The 17,997-nt window shown below is 60.4% G+C and carries 17 protein-coding genes; 10 read left to right on the top strand and 7 right to left on the bottom strand.

Going from position 1 to position 17,997, the window contains the following annotated elements:
* The first annotated feature begins 151 nt into the window (after positions 1-151).
* The 3 genes from leuA to ACTX90_RS08795 all read left to right on the top strand — a co-directional run bounded on the left by leuA (position 152) and on the right by ACTX90_RS08795 (position 3,550).
* A complete protein-coding gene (leuA, locus tag ACTX90_RS08805) occupies positions 152-1,894 on the top strand; it encodes a 2-isopropylmalate synthase (RefSeq protein ID WP_443443903.1) in 1,743 nt (580 codons plus the stop codon).
* Between the two features lie 103 nt (positions 1,895-1,997).
* The gene (gene recO, locus ACTX90_RS08800; protein WP_443443902.1) at positions 1,998-2,747 is read left to right on the top strand and encodes a DNA repair protein RecO; all 750 of its coding nucleotides are present in this window, start codon (positions 1,998-2,000) and stop codon (positions 2,745-2,747) included.
* Positions 2,744-3,550, top strand: a complete 807-nt coding sequence (locus ACTX90_RS08795) for an isoprenyl transferase (protein ID WP_047119136.1) — start codon at positions 2,744-2,746, stop codon at positions 3,548-3,550. Before recO ends, ACTX90_RS08795 begins: the two co-directional genes overlap by 4 nt.
* Here ACTX90_RS08795 and ACTX90_RS08790 read toward each other — a convergent pair.
* On the bottom strand, positions 3,547-4,578 hold the full coding sequence (locus tag ACTX90_RS08790) for an alpha/beta hydrolase (RefSeq protein ID WP_443443900.1): 1,032 nt from the start codon (positions 4,576-4,578) through the stop codon (positions 3,547-3,549). The two genes, ACTX90_RS08795 and ACTX90_RS08790, sit on opposite strands and share 4 nt — an antisense overlap.
* A gap of 60 nt (positions 4,579-4,638) precedes the next feature.
* Between ACTX90_RS08790 and ACTX90_RS08785 the strand changes: the two genes are divergently transcribed.
* Entirely contained in the window at positions 4,639-5,703 is a 1,065-nt protein-coding gene (locus tag ACTX90_RS08785) for a quinone-dependent dihydroorotate dehydrogenase (protein WP_443443898.1), read from the top strand.
* A 537-nt stretch (positions 5,704-6,240) separates the two neighbouring features.
* Here the strand turns inward: ACTX90_RS08785 and ACTX90_RS08780 are convergent.
* Positions 6,241-6,834 (bottom strand): DUF3043 domain-containing protein, encoded by a 594-nt coding sequence (locus tag ACTX90_RS08780; protein WP_047119133.1) that lies wholly within the window; start codon positions 6,832-6,834, stop codon positions 6,241-6,243.
* A 69-nt stretch (positions 6,835-6,903) separates the two neighbouring features.
* Here ACTX90_RS08780 and ACTX90_RS08775 point away from each other — a divergent pair, with 69 nt between their 5' ends.
* The 6 genes from ACTX90_RS08775 (at position 6,904) to ACTX90_RS08750 (ending at position 12,945) form a co-directional block, all read left to right on the top strand.
* Positions 6,904-8,313: a dipeptidase gene (locus tag ACTX90_RS08775; RefSeq protein WP_047119132.1), complete on the top strand. Its 1,410-nt coding sequence runs from the start codon at positions 6,904-6,906 to the stop codon at positions 8,311-8,313.
* Between the two features lie 134 nt (positions 8,314-8,447).
* The gene (locus tag ACTX90_RS08770; protein ID WP_047119131.1) at positions 8,448-8,822 is read left to right on the top strand and encodes a HesB/IscA family protein; all 375 of its coding nucleotides are present in this window, start codon (positions 8,448-8,450) and stop codon (positions 8,820-8,822) included.
* A gap of 212 nt (positions 8,823-9,034) precedes the next feature.
* Positions 9,035-9,922, top strand: coding sequence for an aa3-type cytochrome oxidase subunit II (ctaC, locus tag ACTX90_RS08765; protein WP_047119130.1), 888 nt, complete (start codon positions 9,035-9,037; stop codon positions 9,920-9,922).
* A gap of 5 nt (positions 9,923-9,927) precedes the next feature.
* On the top strand, positions 9,928-11,646 hold the full coding sequence (gene ctaD / locus ACTX90_RS08760; RefSeq protein ID WP_047119129.1) for an aa3-type cytochrome oxidase subunit I: 1,719 nt from the start codon (positions 9,928-9,930) through the stop codon (positions 11,644-11,646).
* A 2-nt stretch (positions 11,647-11,648) separates the two neighbouring features.
* Positions 11,649-12,050 carry a cytochrome c oxidase subunit 4 gene (locus ACTX90_RS08755; RefSeq protein ID WP_047119128.1) on the top strand — a complete coding sequence of 134 codons (402 nt, stop codon included), beginning with the start codon at positions 11,649-11,651 and terminating at the stop codon, positions 12,048-12,050.
* A 112-nt stretch (positions 12,051-12,162) separates the two neighbouring features.
* Complete coding sequence (locus ACTX90_RS08750; RefSeq protein WP_443443894.1) at positions 12,163-12,945, top strand: GntR family transcriptional regulator; 783 nt, start codon at positions 12,163-12,165, stop codon at positions 12,943-12,945.
* Positions 12,946-13,209: 264 nt separating this feature from the next.
* Here the strand turns inward: ACTX90_RS08750 and ACTX90_RS08745 are convergent, their stop codons facing one another.
* From ACTX90_RS08745 to ctaE, 5 genes are all read right to left on the bottom strand, one after another.
* Entirely contained in the window at positions 13,210-13,347 is a 138-nt protein-coding gene (locus ACTX90_RS08745) for a hypothetical protein (RefSeq protein WP_157359282.1), read from the bottom strand.
* 116 nt (positions 13,348-13,463) lie between these two features.
* On the bottom strand, positions 13,464-15,134 hold the full coding sequence (gene qcrB / locus ACTX90_RS08740) for a cytochrome bc1 complex cytochrome b subunit (RefSeq protein ID WP_047119126.1): 1,671 nt from the start codon (positions 15,132-15,134) through the stop codon (positions 13,464-13,466).
* Positions 15,135-15,136: 2 nt separating this feature from the next.
* Positions 15,137-16,189 (bottom strand): cytochrome bc1 complex Rieske iron-sulfur subunit, encoded by a 1,053-nt coding sequence (gene qcrA, locus ACTX90_RS08735; protein WP_047119125.1) that lies wholly within the window; start codon positions 16,187-16,189, stop codon positions 15,137-15,139.
* A gap of 70 nt (positions 16,190-16,259) precedes the next feature.
* Complete coding sequence (gene qcrC, locus ACTX90_RS08730; protein ID WP_047119124.1) at positions 16,260-17,054, bottom strand: cytochrome bc1 complex diheme cytochrome c subunit; 795 nt, start codon at positions 17,052-17,054, stop codon at positions 16,260-16,262.
* Positions 17,055-17,130: 76 nt separating this feature from the next.
* A complete protein-coding gene (gene ctaE, locus ACTX90_RS08725) occupies positions 17,131-17,769 on the bottom strand; it encodes an aa3-type cytochrome oxidase subunit III (RefSeq protein WP_082123897.1) in 639 nt (212 codons plus the stop codon).
* Between the last annotated feature and the right edge of the window lie 228 nt (positions 17,770-17,997).

Raw genomic sequence — 17,997 nt, 5'->3', positions numbered from 1 at the left:
CACGTGCATTTCGAGCTTCTACTACTAATCAGCCGCTGCGAGGATCCAACGGACCGCTAGTGGTCCCTCGGCCGACCCCTCGTTGCGGAGTAAGCTCTTGTCTGGCCCCACACAAACTACGCACCAACTTTTTGTCTAGGGGACAACCGAAATGCAGAACATGCAAAAGCCTTCGAACATGCCGATCCACAAGTATGTTCCGTTCCAGGATCAGATCGAAGTCAACCTTCCCGATCGCACCTGGCCCGACAAGTACATCACCAAGGCCCCGCGCTGGTGCGCCGTCGACCTGCGCGACGGCAACCAGGCGCTGATCGACCCGATGAGCCCCGAGCGCAAGCACAAGATGTTCGACCTGCTGGTGCAGATGGGCTTCAAGGAGATCGAGGTCGGCTTCCCGTCCGCCTCGCAGACCGACTTCGACTTCGTGCGCCAGCTCATCGAGCAGAACCGCATTCCGGACGACGTCACCATCCAGGTCCTCACCCAGTCCCGCGAGCACCTGATCGAGCGCACCTACCAGGCGCTGGAAGGCGCCAAGCAGGCCATCGTGCACCTGTACAACTCGACCTCGATCCTGCAGCGCGAAGTCGTCTTCCGCCAGGACCAGGACGGCATCGTCGACATCGCCGTGCAGGGCGCGCGCCTGTGCAAGAAGTACGAAGAGCAGATGACCGGCACCAAGATCACCTACGAATACTCCCCGGAGTCCTACACCGGCACCGAGCTGGAGTTCGCCAAGCGCATCTCCGAGGCCGTGGCCGAGGTGCTGGAGGCCAGCCCGGAGAACAAGATGATCCTGAACCTGCCGGCCACCGTGGAGATGGCCACCCCGAACGTGTACGCCGACTCGATCGAGTGGATGCACCGCAACCTGGCCAACCGCGATTCGATCATCCTTTCGCTGCACCCGCACAACGACCGCGGCACCGGCGTGGCCGCCGCGGAGCTGGGCTACCTGGCAGGCGCCGACCGCATCGAGGGCTGCCTGTTCGGCAACGGCGAACGCACCGGCAACGTGGACCTGGTGACCCTGGGCATGAACATGTTCGGCCAGGGCGTGGACCCGCAGATCGACTTCTCCGACATGGACCACATCCGCCGCACCGTCGAGTACTGCAACCAGCTCCCGGTCCCGGAACGCAGCCCATACGGCGGCGACCTGGTCTTCACCGCGTTCTCCGGCTCCCACCAGGACGCGATCAAGAAGGGCCTGGAGGCCATGGAGGCCAAGGCCGGCGAGCAGGGCAAGGATCTGAACGAACTGGTCTGGGCCGTGCCGTACCTGCCGGTGGACCCGAAGGACATCGGCCGCTCCTACGAGGCAGTGATCCGCGTGAACTCGCAGTCCGGCAAGGGCGGCGTGGCCTACCTGCTGAAGAACGACTACAACCTGGACTTGCCGCGCCGCGCGCAGATCGAGTTCTCCGGCGTGATCCAGAAGATGACCGACACCGAGGGCGGGGAGGTCTCCTCCTCGACCATCTGGAACGTCTTCCAGGACGAGTACCTGCCGGCCGAGGAAGGCTCGGACCACAAGACCTGGGGCCACTACCGCATCGCCTCGGCCACCGCGACCTCCGACGAGGACGGCAGCTTCCAGCTGGACGCCAAGCTGGTCATCGACGGCGCGCCGCATGAGCGCTCTGCCGGCGGCAATGGACCGGTCTCCGCGCTGGTGCACATGCTCAACGAGGACGGCGTGGACCTGCGCGTGCTCGACTACTCCGAGCACGCCATGAGCGAAGGCGGCAACGCCCGCGCCGCCGCGTTCGTCGAGTGCGCCGTGGGCGACCGCATCCTGTGGGGTGTCGGCCTGGACACCAACACCAACATCGCGGCGCTGAAGGCAGTGGTTTCCGCGGTCAACCGCGCGATCCGCGACGCGAAGTAGCCGCCGCTACCGCAAGCGCACGTCATCAACGCCACGGCCGGCACATCCTCGCTGGCCGTGGCGTTGGGCATTCTGTCGGTGGCCAGGTGGGAGAATTGAGCACGTGTCAAGATCAGGTTTCGCCGCCAAGAGCTACCGCACCCGCGGCATCGTTCTGCGCACCCACAAGCTGGGGGAGGCCGACCGCATCATCACGCTGCTGACCCCCAACGGGATCGTGCGCGCGGTGGCCAAGGGCGTGCGGCGCACCTCCTCGCGGCTCGGGGCCACCCTCGAACCGTTCATGGAGGTCGAAGCCCAGCTGGTGATGGGGCGCAACCTGGACATCGTCTCCCAGGCGCAGCTGCGCCACGCCTATGGCCAGCTGCTGGTCGCCGACTACCCGAGCTACACCGTGGCCACCGCCATGGTGGAGATCGCCGAAAAGCTGCTGGAAGCCGACAGCGACTCGAACTTGCGCCAGTACCGGCTGCTGCACGGGGCGATCGCGCTGCTGTCCAAGCACCTGGTGGAGCCCGGCGCCGTGCTGGACTCCTATATCCTGCGCGCCCTGTCCATCGCCGGCTGGGCCCCGTCCTTCACCAACTGCGTGCGCTGCGGGAAGCCCGACCCGCACGAGGCGCTGCATGTGCAGCTTGGCGGCGTGGTCTGCTCCGACTGCCGCCCGCCGGGGTCGCTCTCGCCGCACCCGGTGACCATCCAGTACCTGCAGGCGCTGCTGGATGGGGACTGGGACACCGTCGCCCTGGCCGGGCCGCGCGCCCGCAAGCAAGCGGCGGAGATCACCGCCAATTATCTGCAATGGCACCTGGAGCGTGCCGTCAAGTCCCTACGCCATGTGGAGAGATCATGAAGAAGCTGCCCAAGATCACCGGCCGCCGCGGTCCGGTCGCACCTTTCGCGCACCCCCAGAACCCGGTCATGCCGCAGATCCCGACGGAGTTGATCCCGGAGCACGTCGCCATCGTGATGGACGGCAACGGCCGCTGGGCCAACCAGCGCGGCCTGCCGCGCACCGAGGGGCACCGTGCCGGGGAAGCCGCGCTGCTGGACGTCATGGCGGGCGCCGTGGAAATGGGCATCAAATACGTCTCCGTGTACGCGTTCTCCACCGAGAACTGGAAGCGCAGCCCGGAGGAAGTCCGCTTCCTCATGGGCTTTTCCCGCGACGTGCTGCGCCGCCAGCGCGACACCCTGAATTCCTGGGGCGTGCGCATCCGCTGGTCCGGCCGCGAGCCGAAGCTGTGGAAGTCGGTGATCAACGAGCTGCGCGAAGCCGAGGAGCTGACCCGCGAGAACACCGGCTGCCAGCTGACCATGTGCGTGAACTACGGGGGCCGGGCCGAGCTCGGCGATGCCATGGCGGCCATCGCCAAGGACGTCGCCGCGGGCAAGCTGCGCGCTTCCTCGGTCGGGGAGAAGACTATCGGCAAGTACCTTCACGCCCCGGAGCTGCCTGACGTCGATTTGTTCCTGCGCACCAGCGGCGAACAGCGCACCAGCAACTTCCTGCTGTGGCAGTCCGCCTATGCGGAGATGGTGTTCCTTGACCAGTTGTGGCCCGACGTCGACCGCCGCACCCTGTTCACCGCGGTGGAAGAGTACGCCAAGCGCGACCGCCGCTACGGCGGCGCGATCGACAAGCCCGGCGCCTAGCCGTCAAGCATCTTCAGCCACAGGTTCAGGTCCCTGAACGCGGTGGCGCGGGCAGGCTCCGCCGAGGTGAAGACGTCGTGCATGGCACCGTCGAGTTCCGAGAGCGTCACGAAGCTGCCGAGTTTCAGCGCGCGCAGGCGCGTCTGGGTGACGTCGATGACCGAATCGGTATGCTGCATCTGCTCGGAATACGAGGTGCTGAAATGCGAGGTCTTCGAGGTCAGCATCAGGATCGGAAGGCTCAGGTTCAGTCCCCGGGCCACTTGGGCGTGGCCTTTGAGGATCGTGTGCAGCCAGCCAGCAGTGGTGGGAAAGGCCAAGGTGGGGCGCCAGATGGGATGGATATCCCACTGGCCGCTGGCCTGGTCGCTGAGCGACTGCCAGTAGTGGTCGAACTGGTTGGCCAACACCTTGCGCCGCGGATTGCTGCGCGACATCGCTTCCATCAGCCCGTTGATCGGCACGCGCAGGAACGCCGTGCCCTGGAACTCCAGCCACGGCGCATTGAGCACCAGGCCCTTGATGTTCGGCGAAGTGCGCGAGATCCACAAGCTCAGGATGAGACCGCCCATGGAATGCCCCTGCGCCACCACCGGCAGTTCGGGATGTTCGCGCTGCAAGATGCCAAGGCTCGCGTCCAGCTCGAGGTCGAGGTCTTCCAGGGCCGAAATGTATCCGGGAAGCTCGTGCTCCTTGCGAAGGCTGCGACCGTGGTGGCGCAGATCCAGGGCGTAGAAGTGGTAGCCCCGGTGGTGCCAGAACTCGGCAAGTTCGCGGTTGTAGAAATAATCGCTCCAGCCGTGAACCGACAACACCACGCCCTTGGCCCGGCGGCCCAGTTTCCGGAACCAGCCGGAGGGCGCATACCGCACCAGTGTCGCGACTAGCGGCCCCTCGGCGTCGGACCCGAAGTCCAAGGTCTGGTACTCGTAGCCCGGTCCCGGCGGATCGGGCACCCAGACACCCGGCGGTGTGGACGGCAGGAATTCAGGCCATCTCGCTGCGGGAAGAAGTTCTGCGACCGTCATGAAATCAGCTTACCGACCTCAAGTTGTCTACAGACCCCATTTCACGGGAAGATTGGAACCATGCGCATTTATCCTTTGGTCTTCAAGCACGTTTTCGCCAAGATGGATCCTGAAAAGGCCCATCACTTCGCTTTCGATGCGATCAAGATCGCCCAGCGCGTTGGATTGACCAAGGCAGCCCGCAAATTCTTCGCTCCCGCTCCGAAGCTGAAGCGTACCGTGATGGGGATCGATTTCCCCTCGCCCTTCGGCCTGGCCGCAGGTTTTGACAAGGGCGCTACCGGCATCATGGCCTTGAGCGACATTGGTTTCGGCCATGTCGAGATCGGCACAGTGACCGGACAAGCCCAGCCAGGAAACCCGCAGCCTCGCTTGTTCCGTCTGGTTGAAGACCGCGCGGTCATCAACCGCATGGGATTCAACAACGAAGGCGCCGAGGTTGTTGCCGCGCGGGTGGCGCAGGCTCGCCAGCAGTTGAAGTCGGACTACGCGGCAAATCGTCCGGTGGTGGGCGTCAACATCGGCAAGACCAAGGTCGTCGAGCTTGGCGACGCGGTGGGGGATTACCTCGCTTCAACCCGACAGCTGGCCATCCACGCCGACTACCTGGTCGTGAACGTCTCCAGCCCGAACACCCCGGGGCTGCGTCTGCTGCAGAGTGTTGAAACGCTGCGTCCCCTGTTGACCGAGGTCGGCGAACTCGCCGACCATGTTGCAGGCCGGCACGTACCGCTGCTCGTCAAAATCGCACCGGATCTGAACGACGAAGACATCGCCGATGTAGCAAAGCTCGCCACCGAGCTGGAACTCGACGGCATCATCGCCACCAACACCACCATCGGACGCGAAGGGCTGAAGAGTTCCGCGGCGATGGTCGAGAAGATCGGGGCCGGAGGCCTGTCCGGCGCCCCGCTGAAGCAGCGTTCCCTGGAAGTCCTGCGCCAGCTTCGAGCCTTGGTTCCATCCGAGATGGCAATCATCGCCGTTGGCGGCGTGACCGACGCGAAAGACGTGAAAGCCCGCTTGGATGCAGGTGCAAACCTTGTGCAGGGCTACACCGCATTCCTCTACGAGGGGCCTTTCTGGGCGCGCTCGATCAACCGTGCTTTGGAGCAAATGCTCTAACCAAGGCACAGTCAAACACTACAACGTAGCTTCGAACCGAATCGGTTCGAAGCTACGTCGTTTTATAGAGCGTGGAGACTGAACGCCGCTGGTTCACTCCTGGGCGATGTGGCCACGCTGCATGGATGCGGGGGAGTATCGACACGCGAAGGGTCTTGTCTTCCAATAAACAAGATTGAAAGCTTGTTTGCAGATTTCTGTTCAAACGTGCGCATGAGAACTTGTAACCACGGGTACAAGAAAATTTCGCCGAACCAGCAATTTTCGCGCACTTCGCGACGTCAGACTCCGTCAGCTCGGGCCAAGCGCGCCTGACGTTGATAGCGCTCACGAATTTCCAGCCTCCATCAAAGCCCTGACCTTGTAAATGGACGCCTGCCTGCCTGCGAAAGGGTGACAGGACAAACTTTAAAGCTGGTGAAACCATCCTCAGGGAGGCTCACCAAAGGTTGCGCCGCGTGCGGAATATGTCGATTTCGGTCAAGAGAAAAGGGCGGATTCCGAGTGGAATCCGCCCTTTGAAGTTGTCGGGATCGATTAGTCGATCGATGCTCCGCGCTTGACCTGCGGTTTAGGCAGGCGCAACTTGCGGAACTGCATTCCGCGCATCGTGGCATACATGCGAACACCGCGATCCAGCGAGCCAAACTTGGCGACGAGACGACGCTTCAAGATCGAAGTCGTGACGATTGCCTCGATGATGATCACGGCAATCAGGACCCAGAGGGCGCCCTGGACGTACATCTGTACGGCCAGATTACCGCTGAAAGTCAGCGAAACAACGAGGAAGGCGAGGATGAAGAACATCATGAACTCGCCTACCATCCACCGCGAGTCGATGAAGTTGCGTGCATAGCGCTTCTGCGGGCCCTTGTCGCGAGCCATGAGGTAGCGTTCATCACCGGTTTCGTTGGCAACACGCAGGCGATTCTGGGCCTCGATGCGCTGTTGGCGCTCAGCTTCCTTCGCGGCCTTGCGGTCAGTCGGGACCAACGGACGCTGGCGATTCGCCTGCTGCGCGTTGCGCTTGGGCGTCGGGCCAGCCTTACGACCGTCGGTCGATTCAGAAGCCTGCTCAACAGGCTCCACATTTACTTGGGATTGAGATTCATCCTTCTTACGTCCAAACACCCCTCTATCCTAGCGGGGATTGAATCATCAGGTGACATTCGCAACCACAAGAATTGCTAGGCTGAAAGCATGTCATCAAATTCAATGCCTGAGGCCTCCGCACATGGTGTGGACGTAGCTAGCCTCAAGAACCACATCCAGTCGAACTTCGAGCAGATCCTCGAAGAGTTGACCTCGTTGGTTGCCATCCCCAGCATCGCGTGGGAATCCTTCGACCCAGCGAACCTCGAAAAATCTGCCGAAGCGGTCGCGGCTCTGGCCAAGGGCGCCGGCATGCCAAGCGTTGAGATCCTGCGCGAACCCACCGATTCGGGCGCCATGGGAGCTCCTGCAGTTGTCGCCCGTCGCCCGGCGGCCCCCGGCAAACCAACCGTTCTGCTGTACGCCCACCACGATGTACAGCCTCCAGGCGATGAAGCGGACTGGAACACGCCGGTGTTCGAGGCCACCCGAGTGGGAGACCGGCTCTTCGGCCGGGGAGCCGCAGACGACAAGGCCGGCATCATGGTCCATATCGCCGCCCTGCGCGCCGTCCTGGACTTGGTGGCGGACTTCGGCGTCGGTGTTACGTACTTCTTCGAAGGCGAGGAAGAAGCCGGTTCGCCGTCCTTCCGAAACTTCCTCGAAGCCCACCAGGACAAACTGGCGGCAGACGTCATCATCGTCGCCGATTCCAGCAACTGGGCCGTAGGAACCCCGGCGCTTACAAGCTCCCTTCGTGGTATGTGTGCTGCGGAGATCACCGTGCGCTCGCTTCGCCATGCGGTGCATTCTGGCATGTTCGGCGGTCCGATACTCGACGCCCCGATCCTGGCGGCGAAACTCATCTCCACCTTCCACAACGAGGACGGTGCCGTGGCCATCGCGGGCCTCGTGTCCAACGACGCGGCGGATGTCGACTTCGATGAAGCTGAATTCCGCCGGGATTCCGGTGCGCTCGATTCCTATTCGCTGGCTGGAACGGGAAAGATCACCGATCGCCTGTGGAATAAACCAGCGCTCAGTGTCATTGGTATGGATATGCCAAGTGTCGACCACTCCTCGAACACCCTGATTCCGCAGGCGCGCTTCAAGGTTTCAATGCGGTTGGCACCCGGGCAGGATCCAGCCAAGGCCCTGGAAGCCTTCGAGGAACACGTCATGAATGTGGACCTCAGGGGAGCCGAAGTGGAGTTCAAGGCGGTTGAAGCCGGCAATGCCTATCTGGCGGATCTGGCTGCCTCAGCCAATGGCGCCGCTTCGTGGGCCCTGGAACAAGCCTGGGGAGTTGTACCGGTTCACATGGGACTGGGCGGCTCCATTCCGTTCATCGCCGACCTTTCGGACGTTTTCCCGGAAGCTCAGATTCTGGTGACCGGTGTGGAAGATCCGGACTCGCGAGCCCACTCGGCAAACGAGTCGTTGCATTTGGGAGATTTCCAGCATGCAATTGAGGCAGAGGCGCTGCTTCTGGCACGGATTGACTCCGAAGGTCTATGAGCCGCGTCATAGACGCAGTTCAAGGGGGAGCTTTATTTGGGTCCCCGACGTAGGATAGAACTAAGAACAAAGGCCCCAGGTGCCCGTCACAATGATGAAACCTGGTGCCTAGCCAAGCAGTTTGGGAGGAAATGATGACTGCAGCCGTAGACCAGACCAAGGGTGATCCAACCGAGGTCCCCACTCACGACGTCAATATTTCAGATGTCGCAGCAGCCAAGGTTCGCTCGCTCCTGGAGCAGGAAGGCCGCGATGACCTGCGCCTGCGCATCGCCGTTCAGCCAGGCGGCTGCTCGGGCCTCATCTACCAGCTCTACTTCGATGAGCGCATGCTCGATGGCGATGCGGTCCGCGACTTTGACGGCGTGGAAGTTATCGTCGACAAGATGAGCGTTCCATACCTGGCCGGAGCCTCCATCGATTTCGAAGACACCATCTCCAAGCAGGGCTTCACCATCGACAACCCCGCAGCCTCCGGCTCCTGCGCCTGTGGAGATTCCTTCCACTAGGCCCTAGGGAACTAACGCCGCTGTTCAAACGTTGAAGAAATTTCTCGTTTGAACAGCGGCGTTTTTCGGTATTCTGGGCCCTGAGAGGGTAAGCTCTACGTTAAGTAGTAAAACTATGTTTCGCTTCATAAGCCGCCTCACCGTGCAAGCAGTAATTCGCGAGGTGACTTATGGAGACCACATTCTGCACCAACAAAGAGGAAGGGCCGTCTGTGAGTTCGCAAGACCGAACCGGCAGTCGCGGTAAAGCCAAGGCCAAAGTATTGGCCTTGGTCGGCACCAGCGCATTGCTGTTGACGGGATGTTCAGCGGAAGTTCAACGCGGTTGGCTTCCGAACGTGGACCGCGACACCACCAACCACACTGCAGCAATCCAGGACTTCTGGGTTAACTCGTGGATTGCAGTGGTTGTCATCGGTGTTTTGACCTGGGGCTTGATGCTGTGGTGCATCATCGCCTACCGTCGCCGCAAGAACGATACTGGCTACCCACGTCAGCTGAGCTACAACCTGCCATTGGAGATCTTCTACACGGCCATTCCATTGGTCCTTGTTCTGGTCTTCTTTAGCTTCAACAACAACCTGGTTAACAGCATCAACAAGCCTGTTGACTCGGAGATCGTCGTCGACGTTCGCGCCAAGCAGTGGGCTTGGGACTTCAACTACACCTTCGATGGTGGCCAGGAGAAGCACTACGCCGGCATTCAGGCTCACCTGAACGAAGATGGCTCCGAGGGCATTCAGGAAACTCTGCCAACCCTGTACCTGCCAGTTGGCAAGTCGGTAGAGTTCCAGCTCAACAGCCGCGATGTCATCCACTCGTTCTGGGTTCCGGCCTTCCTTCAGAAGCTGGATATGATCCCAGGTAAGACCAATCACATCTACCTGACCCCACAGGTTGAAGGTACCTTCGACGGTAAGTGCGCCGAGCTTTGCGGCGAGTACCACTCCGAGATGCTCTTCAACTTGAAGGTTGTCAGCGAGGCAGAGTTCAAGGCTCAGATGGCCAAGCTGGAAGATGGACACATTGGTGAAGAATACGATCGCAGTCCGGACACCGTGAACAGCGTGATCGTTAAGCACGAAGGGGAAGGAGAGTAATCGCTATGACTACGTTTGAATATGCAACTGACGACGTGAAGTCGATTGCCCCAGCCGTTGTGCCGAAGTCCAAGGGTCGCCTCTTCGTCGACTTCATTACTTCGACCGACCACAAGAAGATCGGGTACATGTACCTGATCATGTCGTTCGTCTTCTTCTGCATCGGTGGCGTTATGGCGCTGCTGATCCGCGCAGAGCTTTTCGAACCAGGTATGCAGATCCTGCAGACCAAGGAACAGTACAACCAGCTGTTCACCATGCACGGCACCGTCATGCTCCTGATGTTCGCAACCCCGCTGTTCGCAGGTTTCGCCAACGTCATGATGCCGCTGCAGATCGGCTCGCCGGACGTGGCCTTCCCACGTTTGAACGCACTGGCTTTCTGGTTCTTCGCCTTCGGTTCGACCGTAGCGCTGGCCGGCTACCTCACCCCGCAGGGTGCAGCCAGCTTCGGCTGGTTCGCTTATGCACCGCTGTCAAACACCACGTTCTCGCCGGGCATCGGCGGAGACCTGTGGGTCTTCGGTCTGGCTCTGTCGGGCTTCGGCACCATCCTTGGTGCAGTGAACTTCATTACCACCATCATCTGCCTGCGTGCACCAGGTATGACCATGTGGCGTATGTCGATCTTCTCGTGGAACACCCTGATCACTTCGTTGCTGATCCTGATGGCTTTCCCGCCGCTGGCAGCTGCTCTGTTCGCACTGGGTGCTGACCGCCGCTTCGGGGCGCATATCTTCGATCCGGAAACGGGCGGTGCCATTCTTTGGCAGCACCTGTTCTGGTTCTTCGGCCACCCTGAGGTGTACATCATCGCGCTGCCGTTCTTCGGCATCGTTTCAGAGATCTTCCCGGTCTTCTCCCGCAAGCCGATCTTCGGCTACAAGGGCCTGGTCTTCGCGACCATCTCGATTGCTGCCCTGTCGATTTCCGTGTGGGCACACCACATGTACGTCACCGGCTCGGTTGCACTGCCGTTCTTCGGCTTCATGACCATGCTGATCGCGGTTCCGACCGGTGTGAAGTTCTTCAACTGGATCGGCACGCTATGGCGCGGCTCGATCACCTTTGAAACCCCGATGCTCTGGAGCATCGGCTTCATGATCACCTTCCTGTTCGGTGGCCTGACCGGTATTATCCTGTCGGCTCCGGCTCTGGACTTCCACGTTTCCGATACCTACTTCGTTGTGGCTCACTTCCACTACGTGGTCTTCGGTACCGTTGTCTTCGCAATGTTCGCTGGATTCTACTTCTGGTGGCCAAAGTGGACCGGGCACATGCTCAACGAGCGTCTGGGCAAGATCCACTTCTGGTTGCTGTTCGTTGGCTTCCACGGAACCTTCCTCATCCAGCACTGGCTGGGTGTCATGGGTATGCCACGTCGCTACGCCGACTACATGCCTGAAGACAACTTCACTGCCATGAACCAGGTCTCCACCGTCTTCGCATTCATCCTGGGCGCTTCGATGATTCCATTCTTCTGGAACGTCTGGATCACCCACCGCAATGCCAAGAAGGTTGAAGTTGATGATCCATGGGGCTTCGGCGCTTCGCTGGAGTGGGCAACCTCTTGCCCTCCACCACGTCACAACTTCCACTCGATTCCTCGCATCCGTTCGGAGCGTCCAGCTCTGGATCTGCACCACCCGGAATTGAGCGGCCGCGTCACCCCAGAGTCTCCGGTAGCGAAGATCTTTGGCCCCGCTGATCAGAAGGACCTGTAAAGATGAAAGTTGAAGCATGGATGTTCCTGGGAGGAATTTTCTTCTTCATCCCAGTGGCTTTCGTTTACGGTTACATGACCAACTGGCAGGAACTCGTCGGGTTCCCTGCACTGCTGCTGACCGGCGGCCTGTGCGGCATGGTCGGCTGGTACCTGTACTTCACCGCCCGCCGTGTCGGCCCTCGTCCAGAGGACCGCGTCGACGGTGAGATCCACGAGAACGCAGGCGACATTGGACACTTCTCCCCATGGAGCTGGTGGCCACTGGTACTCGCCGGCGCTGCAGCCATCGGCTTCCTCGGCATTGCCGTTGGATGGTGGGTGTTCTTCGTAGGCGCAGGCCTGGCAGTGATCGCACTGGTTGGTTGGGTTTATGAATACAGCCGCGGTGACCACGCACACTAGGCACTAACCCTAACGGGGTGACAAGCAATATTGCTTGTCACCCCGTTAGTCTTTTAACAGCAGTATTCCTACCCGCTTGATATCCAGGCGCGTTGATGAGGAGGAGTTCCCGGTGCGCCATGCTCCGCAGCCGATCGTGCAGGCAGTTCTTGATCCGGACAGCAAGGTCAGCAAATACCGACAGATCAGAGAAATCCTCAAGAACCATGCCCGCGAGGATTGCAAGCCCGGCTACCGCCTCCCGCCAGAACGTGTGCTCGCAGAACACTTCGGAGTGGCCCGCAAGACCATCCGGCAGGCAATCGACGCGCTGGTCGATGAACAGGTGCTCAAGCGTGTTGTGGGTATCGGAACATTCGTTGTGCCTGAGAAGCTCGACCTGCGCGTACGTCTGCACTCCTATTCAGAAGACATGATGCGCCGAGGCATGGTGCCAGACGCCCACGTACTGGAATTCTCCGAAATCAAGGCCAACCCCAACCTCGCATCCCAGCTCATGGTCGAGGAGGGAACCGGTGTCGTGCAGTTCAAGCGCCTCCTGCTGGCCGACGGCACCCCCATGAGCTTGGATGAAAACTACATGCCAGCCGATCTGGTGCCCGGATTCGTCGACGGCGAACCTCCCTCGAAGCTCTACCAAGCCCTGCACGAACGCTATGGCATCCTTCTGGAGTGGGGCGAGGACCAGGTCGAAAGCACCGCCGCCAGCAAGCGACAGGCGCAGCTGCTGGGCGTGGAACCCGGTTTCCCCCTGCTGCAGATCACCCGCTACGCCTACATCGGCGAACGCCTGGCCGACTACTCGATCTCCTTGTACCGTTCGGACCGCTACAAGCTGTTCGTGCCGCTGCAGCGCCTCGGAACCGGCACACCGCATTATACCGACACGGTGTAGCCGCGGACCCTGATGGACAAGGGCACGGGCGGGGAGAGTGCTCCATCCGACTCTGGGTGCTGTACCGTCCCTTGCTCAGGAGCCTCCGCTTGGAAAGTTCTCCCGGAGCATCTACAAACCTCCGATTAGCGCGAGGTGCGGGAACCCCAGCAGCGCGGGACCAGATCAGTGCTGTCGAGACATCCGGGGCGTGGCGATTCCCGACCAGTAGCAGATCAGCGGTGGGCATCCTGCCGACGAGAGCCGAAGTCCCAGCTTTGCACTTCACGGCGGGGGAGTCCCGCGCTGAGCCCTCAGCACGGACTCGATGATGTCGGCAATCCGGTCAACGCTTGCCATGGCCAACAGCTCCTGGTGCCCGTGTAGCAGGGTCAGAACGCCGCCGGCCGACGAGGAACCCACTTGGCTACTGTTGAGGCCCTCAGCGGTCATTCTGCGGCCTGCAGGGTTGCGGGTTAACGAAACGAGGGACATACCTTTCGGTATGTCCCTCGTTTTGTGACTAACGCGAGTCGAGATTACTTCTCGATCGAGTCCTGCTTCTCGCCTTCAACCTCGTGGTGGCCGTGGGCTGCCTTGGCAGCTGCGAGCTCCGACGGGGTTACTGGGGCGACGCGATCTTCGAAGAAGAACTTCGAGATCTTCGCACGACGCTTCTCCTTGCGGGAGATGTGCCCGGCAGCATCCGGCTGGGCCGGGATGTACTGGTTGTCGTTGAAGTTGGTCAGGAGGTAACGCTTGTAGACATCTACTTCCTCGTGCTTCTCCGAGAAGCCACCTTCCGGCGACATCTGGATGATGCCGGCTTCGCGGCCGTGCAGCACGATCTCGCGATCCTTGCGCTGCAGCGACAGGCAGATGCGGCGAGTCAGCCAGAAGGCCACCAGTGGGCCGACGAAGAACAGTGCGCGCAGCCAGTAAGTGACATCGTTCAGTGCGACGTGGAAGTGGGTTGCAATCAAGTCGGACGAGGCAGCTGCCCACATCACGCAGTAGAAGACAACACCAGCGGCGCCCATTGCGGTGCGGAACGGTGCGTTGCGCGGACGGTCGAGCAAGTGGTGCTCGCGGTTGTCCTTGGTAACCCAGCGTTCGATCCATGGCCATGCGAACATGACCGTGAACAGGGCACCTGCAGGAACCAGGGCTGGCAGCAGCACCGAGAGGACCAAGGAGTTGTCGCCCCATGGGAACGGAATGTTCCACACGAAGCTGAAGTCGCCCAGGACACCCGGCATCAGGCGCAGCGCGCCGTCGACGAATCCGATGTACCAGTCAGGCTGGGTACCAGCGGACACCGGCGACGGGTCGTACGGACCATAGTTCCAGACCGGGTTGATCTGGAAGATACCCGAAATGAAAGCAACGATGCCGAAGACGATGAAGAAGAAGCCGCCAGCCTTGGCCGCGTACACAGGACCCACTGGGAAGCCAACAACGTTGTCATTGGTGCGACCCGGACCAGGGTACTGGGTGTGCTTGTGGGTCACAACCATGAACAGGTGGATAACCAGCAGCAGGATAATGACCGCAGGCACGATCATGATGTGCAGCGAGTACAGACGCGGGATCACGTGCTCGCCAGGGAACTCTCCGCCGAAGAAGAACATCGACAGGTAGGTGCCCACAACAGGCAGGGCCTTCATCACGCCGTCGATGATGCGCAGACCGTTACCGGACAGCAGATCATCTGGCAGGGAGTAGCCGGTGAAGCCAGCAGCCAGGCCCATGATCAGCAGCACGCCGCCGACGACCCAGTTCAGCTCACGCGGGCGACGGAACGCACCGGTGAAGAACACGCGCAGCATGTGCACGGAGAGGGAAGCAACGAACAGCAGCGCGGACCAGTGGTGTACCTGGCGCATGAACAGACCGCCACGCACGTCGAAGGAGATATCGAGCGTCGACGCCATTGCGGTCGACATGCCGATACCCTTCAGCGGTACGTACGAGCCTTCGTAGACCACGTGGGCCATCGAAGGATCGAAGAAGAAGGTCAGGAAGGTGCCGGAAAGCAGCAGCAGTACGAAGGTGTACAGCGCAACTTCACCGAACATGAAGGACCAGTGGTCAGGGAAGATCTTGCGACCGAATTCCTTGACGATGGTCGAAGCTCCGACGCGGGTGTCGACGAAGTTGGCCAAGCGGCCGGTCGCGGTCGACGGAGTGTATTCGTTAGTAGTCGCCATGATTACTGACCACGCTCCCAGTAAGCCGGGCCAACCGGTTCGTGGAAGTCGCTGCGGGCTACCAGGTAGCCTTCGGCGTCAACCATGATTGGCAACTGCGGAAGTGCGTGACCTGCCGGACCGAAGACAACCTTGCACTCGTTGGCGAGGTCAAAGGTGGACTGGTGGCAAGGGCACAGCAGGTGGTGGGTGTGCTGCTCGTACAGAGCAATGGGGCAACCCACGTGGGTGCAAATCTTGGAGTAGGCGACGATGCCGTCGACATTCCAGTCTTCGCGGCCTTCGGAGATGTTCATCTCCTGTGGATCCATACGCATCAGCAGAACAACGGCCTTGGCCTTTTCGTTCAGTACGTCCTCGGCCTCGTTCAGACCCTCGGGAATGACGTGGAAAGCCGAGCCGATCTGTACGTCCGAAGCCTTGATCGGGGTACCCGATGGGTCGCGGGTCAAACGAACGCCGGTGTCCCACATGGTGTGACGCAGCTGTTCGACCATTTCGCCAGCGGTCTTTCCGGAACGCTCAAGGTCGCGGAACATGAAGATCGCAGGGATCGGAGCCAGTGCAATGGCGCCAATCAGGCTGTTGCGGATCAGCGGACGGCGCTTGATGCCAGACTCTTCGATGATGGTGTCAACGATTTCGACTGCATCCTGGCGATCTGCTTCGGTGCGAATCTCGTGGCGGCTCTCGACCAGTTCGTGGTCCGGCATCAGGGTCTTGGCCCAGTGAACGATGCCGACACCGATACCCAGCATCGCGAATGCGGTGCCGAGGCCCAGAGCTGCGTTCTGAACACGAAGTTCAGCGAAAGTCATGTCGCCCAGGTGGCCCAGGACGAAGTAGGACACGAAGAAGAACAGCGTGCCGATGATGGAGATGGTAAATAGGAGCGCTACTTGGCGCTCGTGTCGCTTGGCTGCGCGCGGATCGCGGTCTGCGAGACGCGGACGGTGCGGAGGTAGTCCTGGATCCGGGAACCGGTCCTGAGCCACATCGTCAGCCTTAGCAACGGTGCCCGAGTTTTCGGGACTGCCGTGACTATGGTCGCCCATGTTTCTCTCTCATCCTTCTGTTAGGAATTTTTGTACGTAGTGATGTTTGCGGCGCTACGCCGCGAGTGCCTTAGGAAGGACGCGAGGTCAACCAAATGGTGAAGGCGATGATGATACCCAGACCAGCGGTCCAGACGAACAGGCCTTCAGCCACTGGGCCAAGCGAACCGAGAGCAACGCCGCCGGCCGAACCATTAGCTTCAATGGTCTTCAGGAAGGTGACTACGTCACGCTTCTCGTCCGGGGTGATGTTCGAATCGTTGAACACAGGCATGTTCTGTGGGCCGGTAACCATTGCTTCGTAAATGTGCTTCTCGCTGACACCAGCCAGGGTCGGAGCAAACTTACCGCGGGTCAGGGCGCCACCGGCAGCAGCGGCGTTGTGGCACATTGCGCAGTTGACGCGGAACACGGTTCCACCGTGAGCGGCGTCGCCCTTGGTGGTATCCAAGCTTTCCTCATCCGGGATTGCCGGTCCTGCGCCGAGGCTGGCAACGAATGCTGCCAGCTGCGAGATCTGCTCATCGGTGAACTGCACTGGCTTCGCCTGGGCCTGCGGGCCCTGCATCTGCATCGGCATGCGGCCGGTACCAACCTGGAAGTCGACCGATGCGGCGCCGACGCCGATCAGCGACGGACCCGAGTTGGTTCCTTCAGCGTTCATACCGTGGCAGGTCGCGCAGTTGGCGACGAAAAGCTTTCCGCCTTCATCTACATCCGACTGCGAGGCAGTGGTGGTGTCCGCAGCCTTCGCTTCGCTGATGCTTCCCGCTGCAGTGTAGAGACTGCCGGTAATCAGCAATCCGAATAACAGCAGGGCCACAGCGGCGAGCGGGTGGCGGCGCTTTTTCGAAAGAGCCTTCACTTGCTGATTCCTCACTTAATTTCTTGGTGTGGTGTTGCCGTACTTCTGTGGAGGCAACTGATGAATTGTTAGTTGCCTACTTCAAGAAGTAGATGATCGCGAACAGAGCAATCCAGACAACGTCAACGAAGTGCCAGTAGTAGGACACGACGATGGCGCCGGTTGCTTCGAAGTGGCCAAACTTCTTCGCGAGCATCGCACGACCAATGATCAGCAGGAATGCAATCAGGCCACCGGCAACGTGAATGCCGTGGAAGCCGGTAGTCATGTAGAACGCCGAAGCATAGCCGTTCGAGTTCAGAGCAACGCCCTCATGAACGAGGACGGCGTATTCGTAGGCCTGGACCGAAACGAAGATAGCCCCAAGGATGAAGGTGAGAATGAACCATTCGATCATTCCCCATTCCTTGAGGTTGAACACTCCGCCGGTGCGGCGAGGCTTAAATGCCTCGGCCTTGAAAACACCAATCTGGCACGTGAACGAGCTGGACACCAGAATCAAGGTGTTTACCAGCGCGAACGGTACGTTCAGCTTGGCAGTTTCAGTCGCCCAGAGATCGGGCGCGGCAGCACGGAGGCTGAAGTACATGGCGAAGAGGGCGGCGAAGAACATGAGCTCGCTGGAGAGCCACACCATCGTTCCCACCGACACCATGTTTGGGCGGTTCGGCGCATGTGGCGCCGTCGTATTTGGGGCATGAGTCGCAGTTGTCACACTGACATTATGTCTCTAAACGGCCCTCAGATACCAATACAAAAAGGGTCTGACAGTGGTTTCTTCCACCACATCAGCGCAACAACCGCGGAAACACGCGGAAGTTCGAATCAAACTCTTTCTACAATTCGTAGAGCTTGATTCGGCGAGTCACGCGAAACATTTACTTATGCAACACCTGTGTTGCGTAATTCTTCCCTGCAAAGTGCCGTTTTCAGAGGCCGGAGA

Origin of the sequence: Glutamicibacter soli, assembly GCF_052322135.1 — a bacterium.
GTDB classification, from domain to species: Bacteria; Actinomycetota; Actinomycetes; order Actinomycetales; family Micrococcaceae; genus Glutamicibacter; species Glutamicibacter soli.
This window is presented reverse-complemented; position numbering and strand designations above follow the sequence as displayed.

Coding starts and splice junctions, on each gene's coding strand:
- leuA (WP_443443903.1), top strand. CDS start 152: ATGCAGAACATGCAAAAGCCTTCGAACATGCCGATCCACAAGTATGTT.
- ACTX90_RS08795 (WP_047119136.1), top strand. CDS start 2,744: ATGAAGAAGCTGCCCAAGATCACCGGCCGCCGCGGTCCGGTCGCACCT.
- ACTX90_RS08790 (WP_443443900.1), bottom strand. CDS start 4,578: ATGACGGTCGCAGAACTTCTTCCCGCAGCGAGATGGCCTGAATTCCTG.
- ACTX90_RS08785 (WP_443443898.1), top strand. CDS start 4,639: ATGCGCATTTATCCTTTGGTCTTCAAGCACGTTTTCGCCAAGATGGAT.
- ACTX90_RS08775 (WP_047119132.1), top strand. CDS start 6,904: ATGTCATCAAATTCAATGCCTGAGGCCTCCGCACATGGTGTGGACGTA.
- ACTX90_RS08770 (WP_047119131.1), top strand. CDS start 8,448: ATGACTGCAGCCGTAGACCAGACCAAGGGTGATCCAACCGAGGTCCCC.
- ctaD (WP_047119129.1), top strand. CDS start 9,928: ATGACTACGTTTGAATATGCAACTGACGACGTGAAGTCGATTGCCCCA.
- ACTX90_RS08755 (WP_047119128.1), top strand. CDS start 11,649: ATGAAAGTTGAAGCATGGATGTTCCTGGGAGGAATTTTCTTCTTCATC.
- qcrB (WP_047119126.1), bottom strand. CDS start 15,134: ATGGCGACTACTAACGAATACACTCCGTCGACCGCGACCGGCCGCTTG.
- qcrA (WP_047119125.1), bottom strand. CDS start 16,189: ATGGGCGACCATAGTCACGGCAGTCCCGAAAACTCGGGCACCGTTGCT.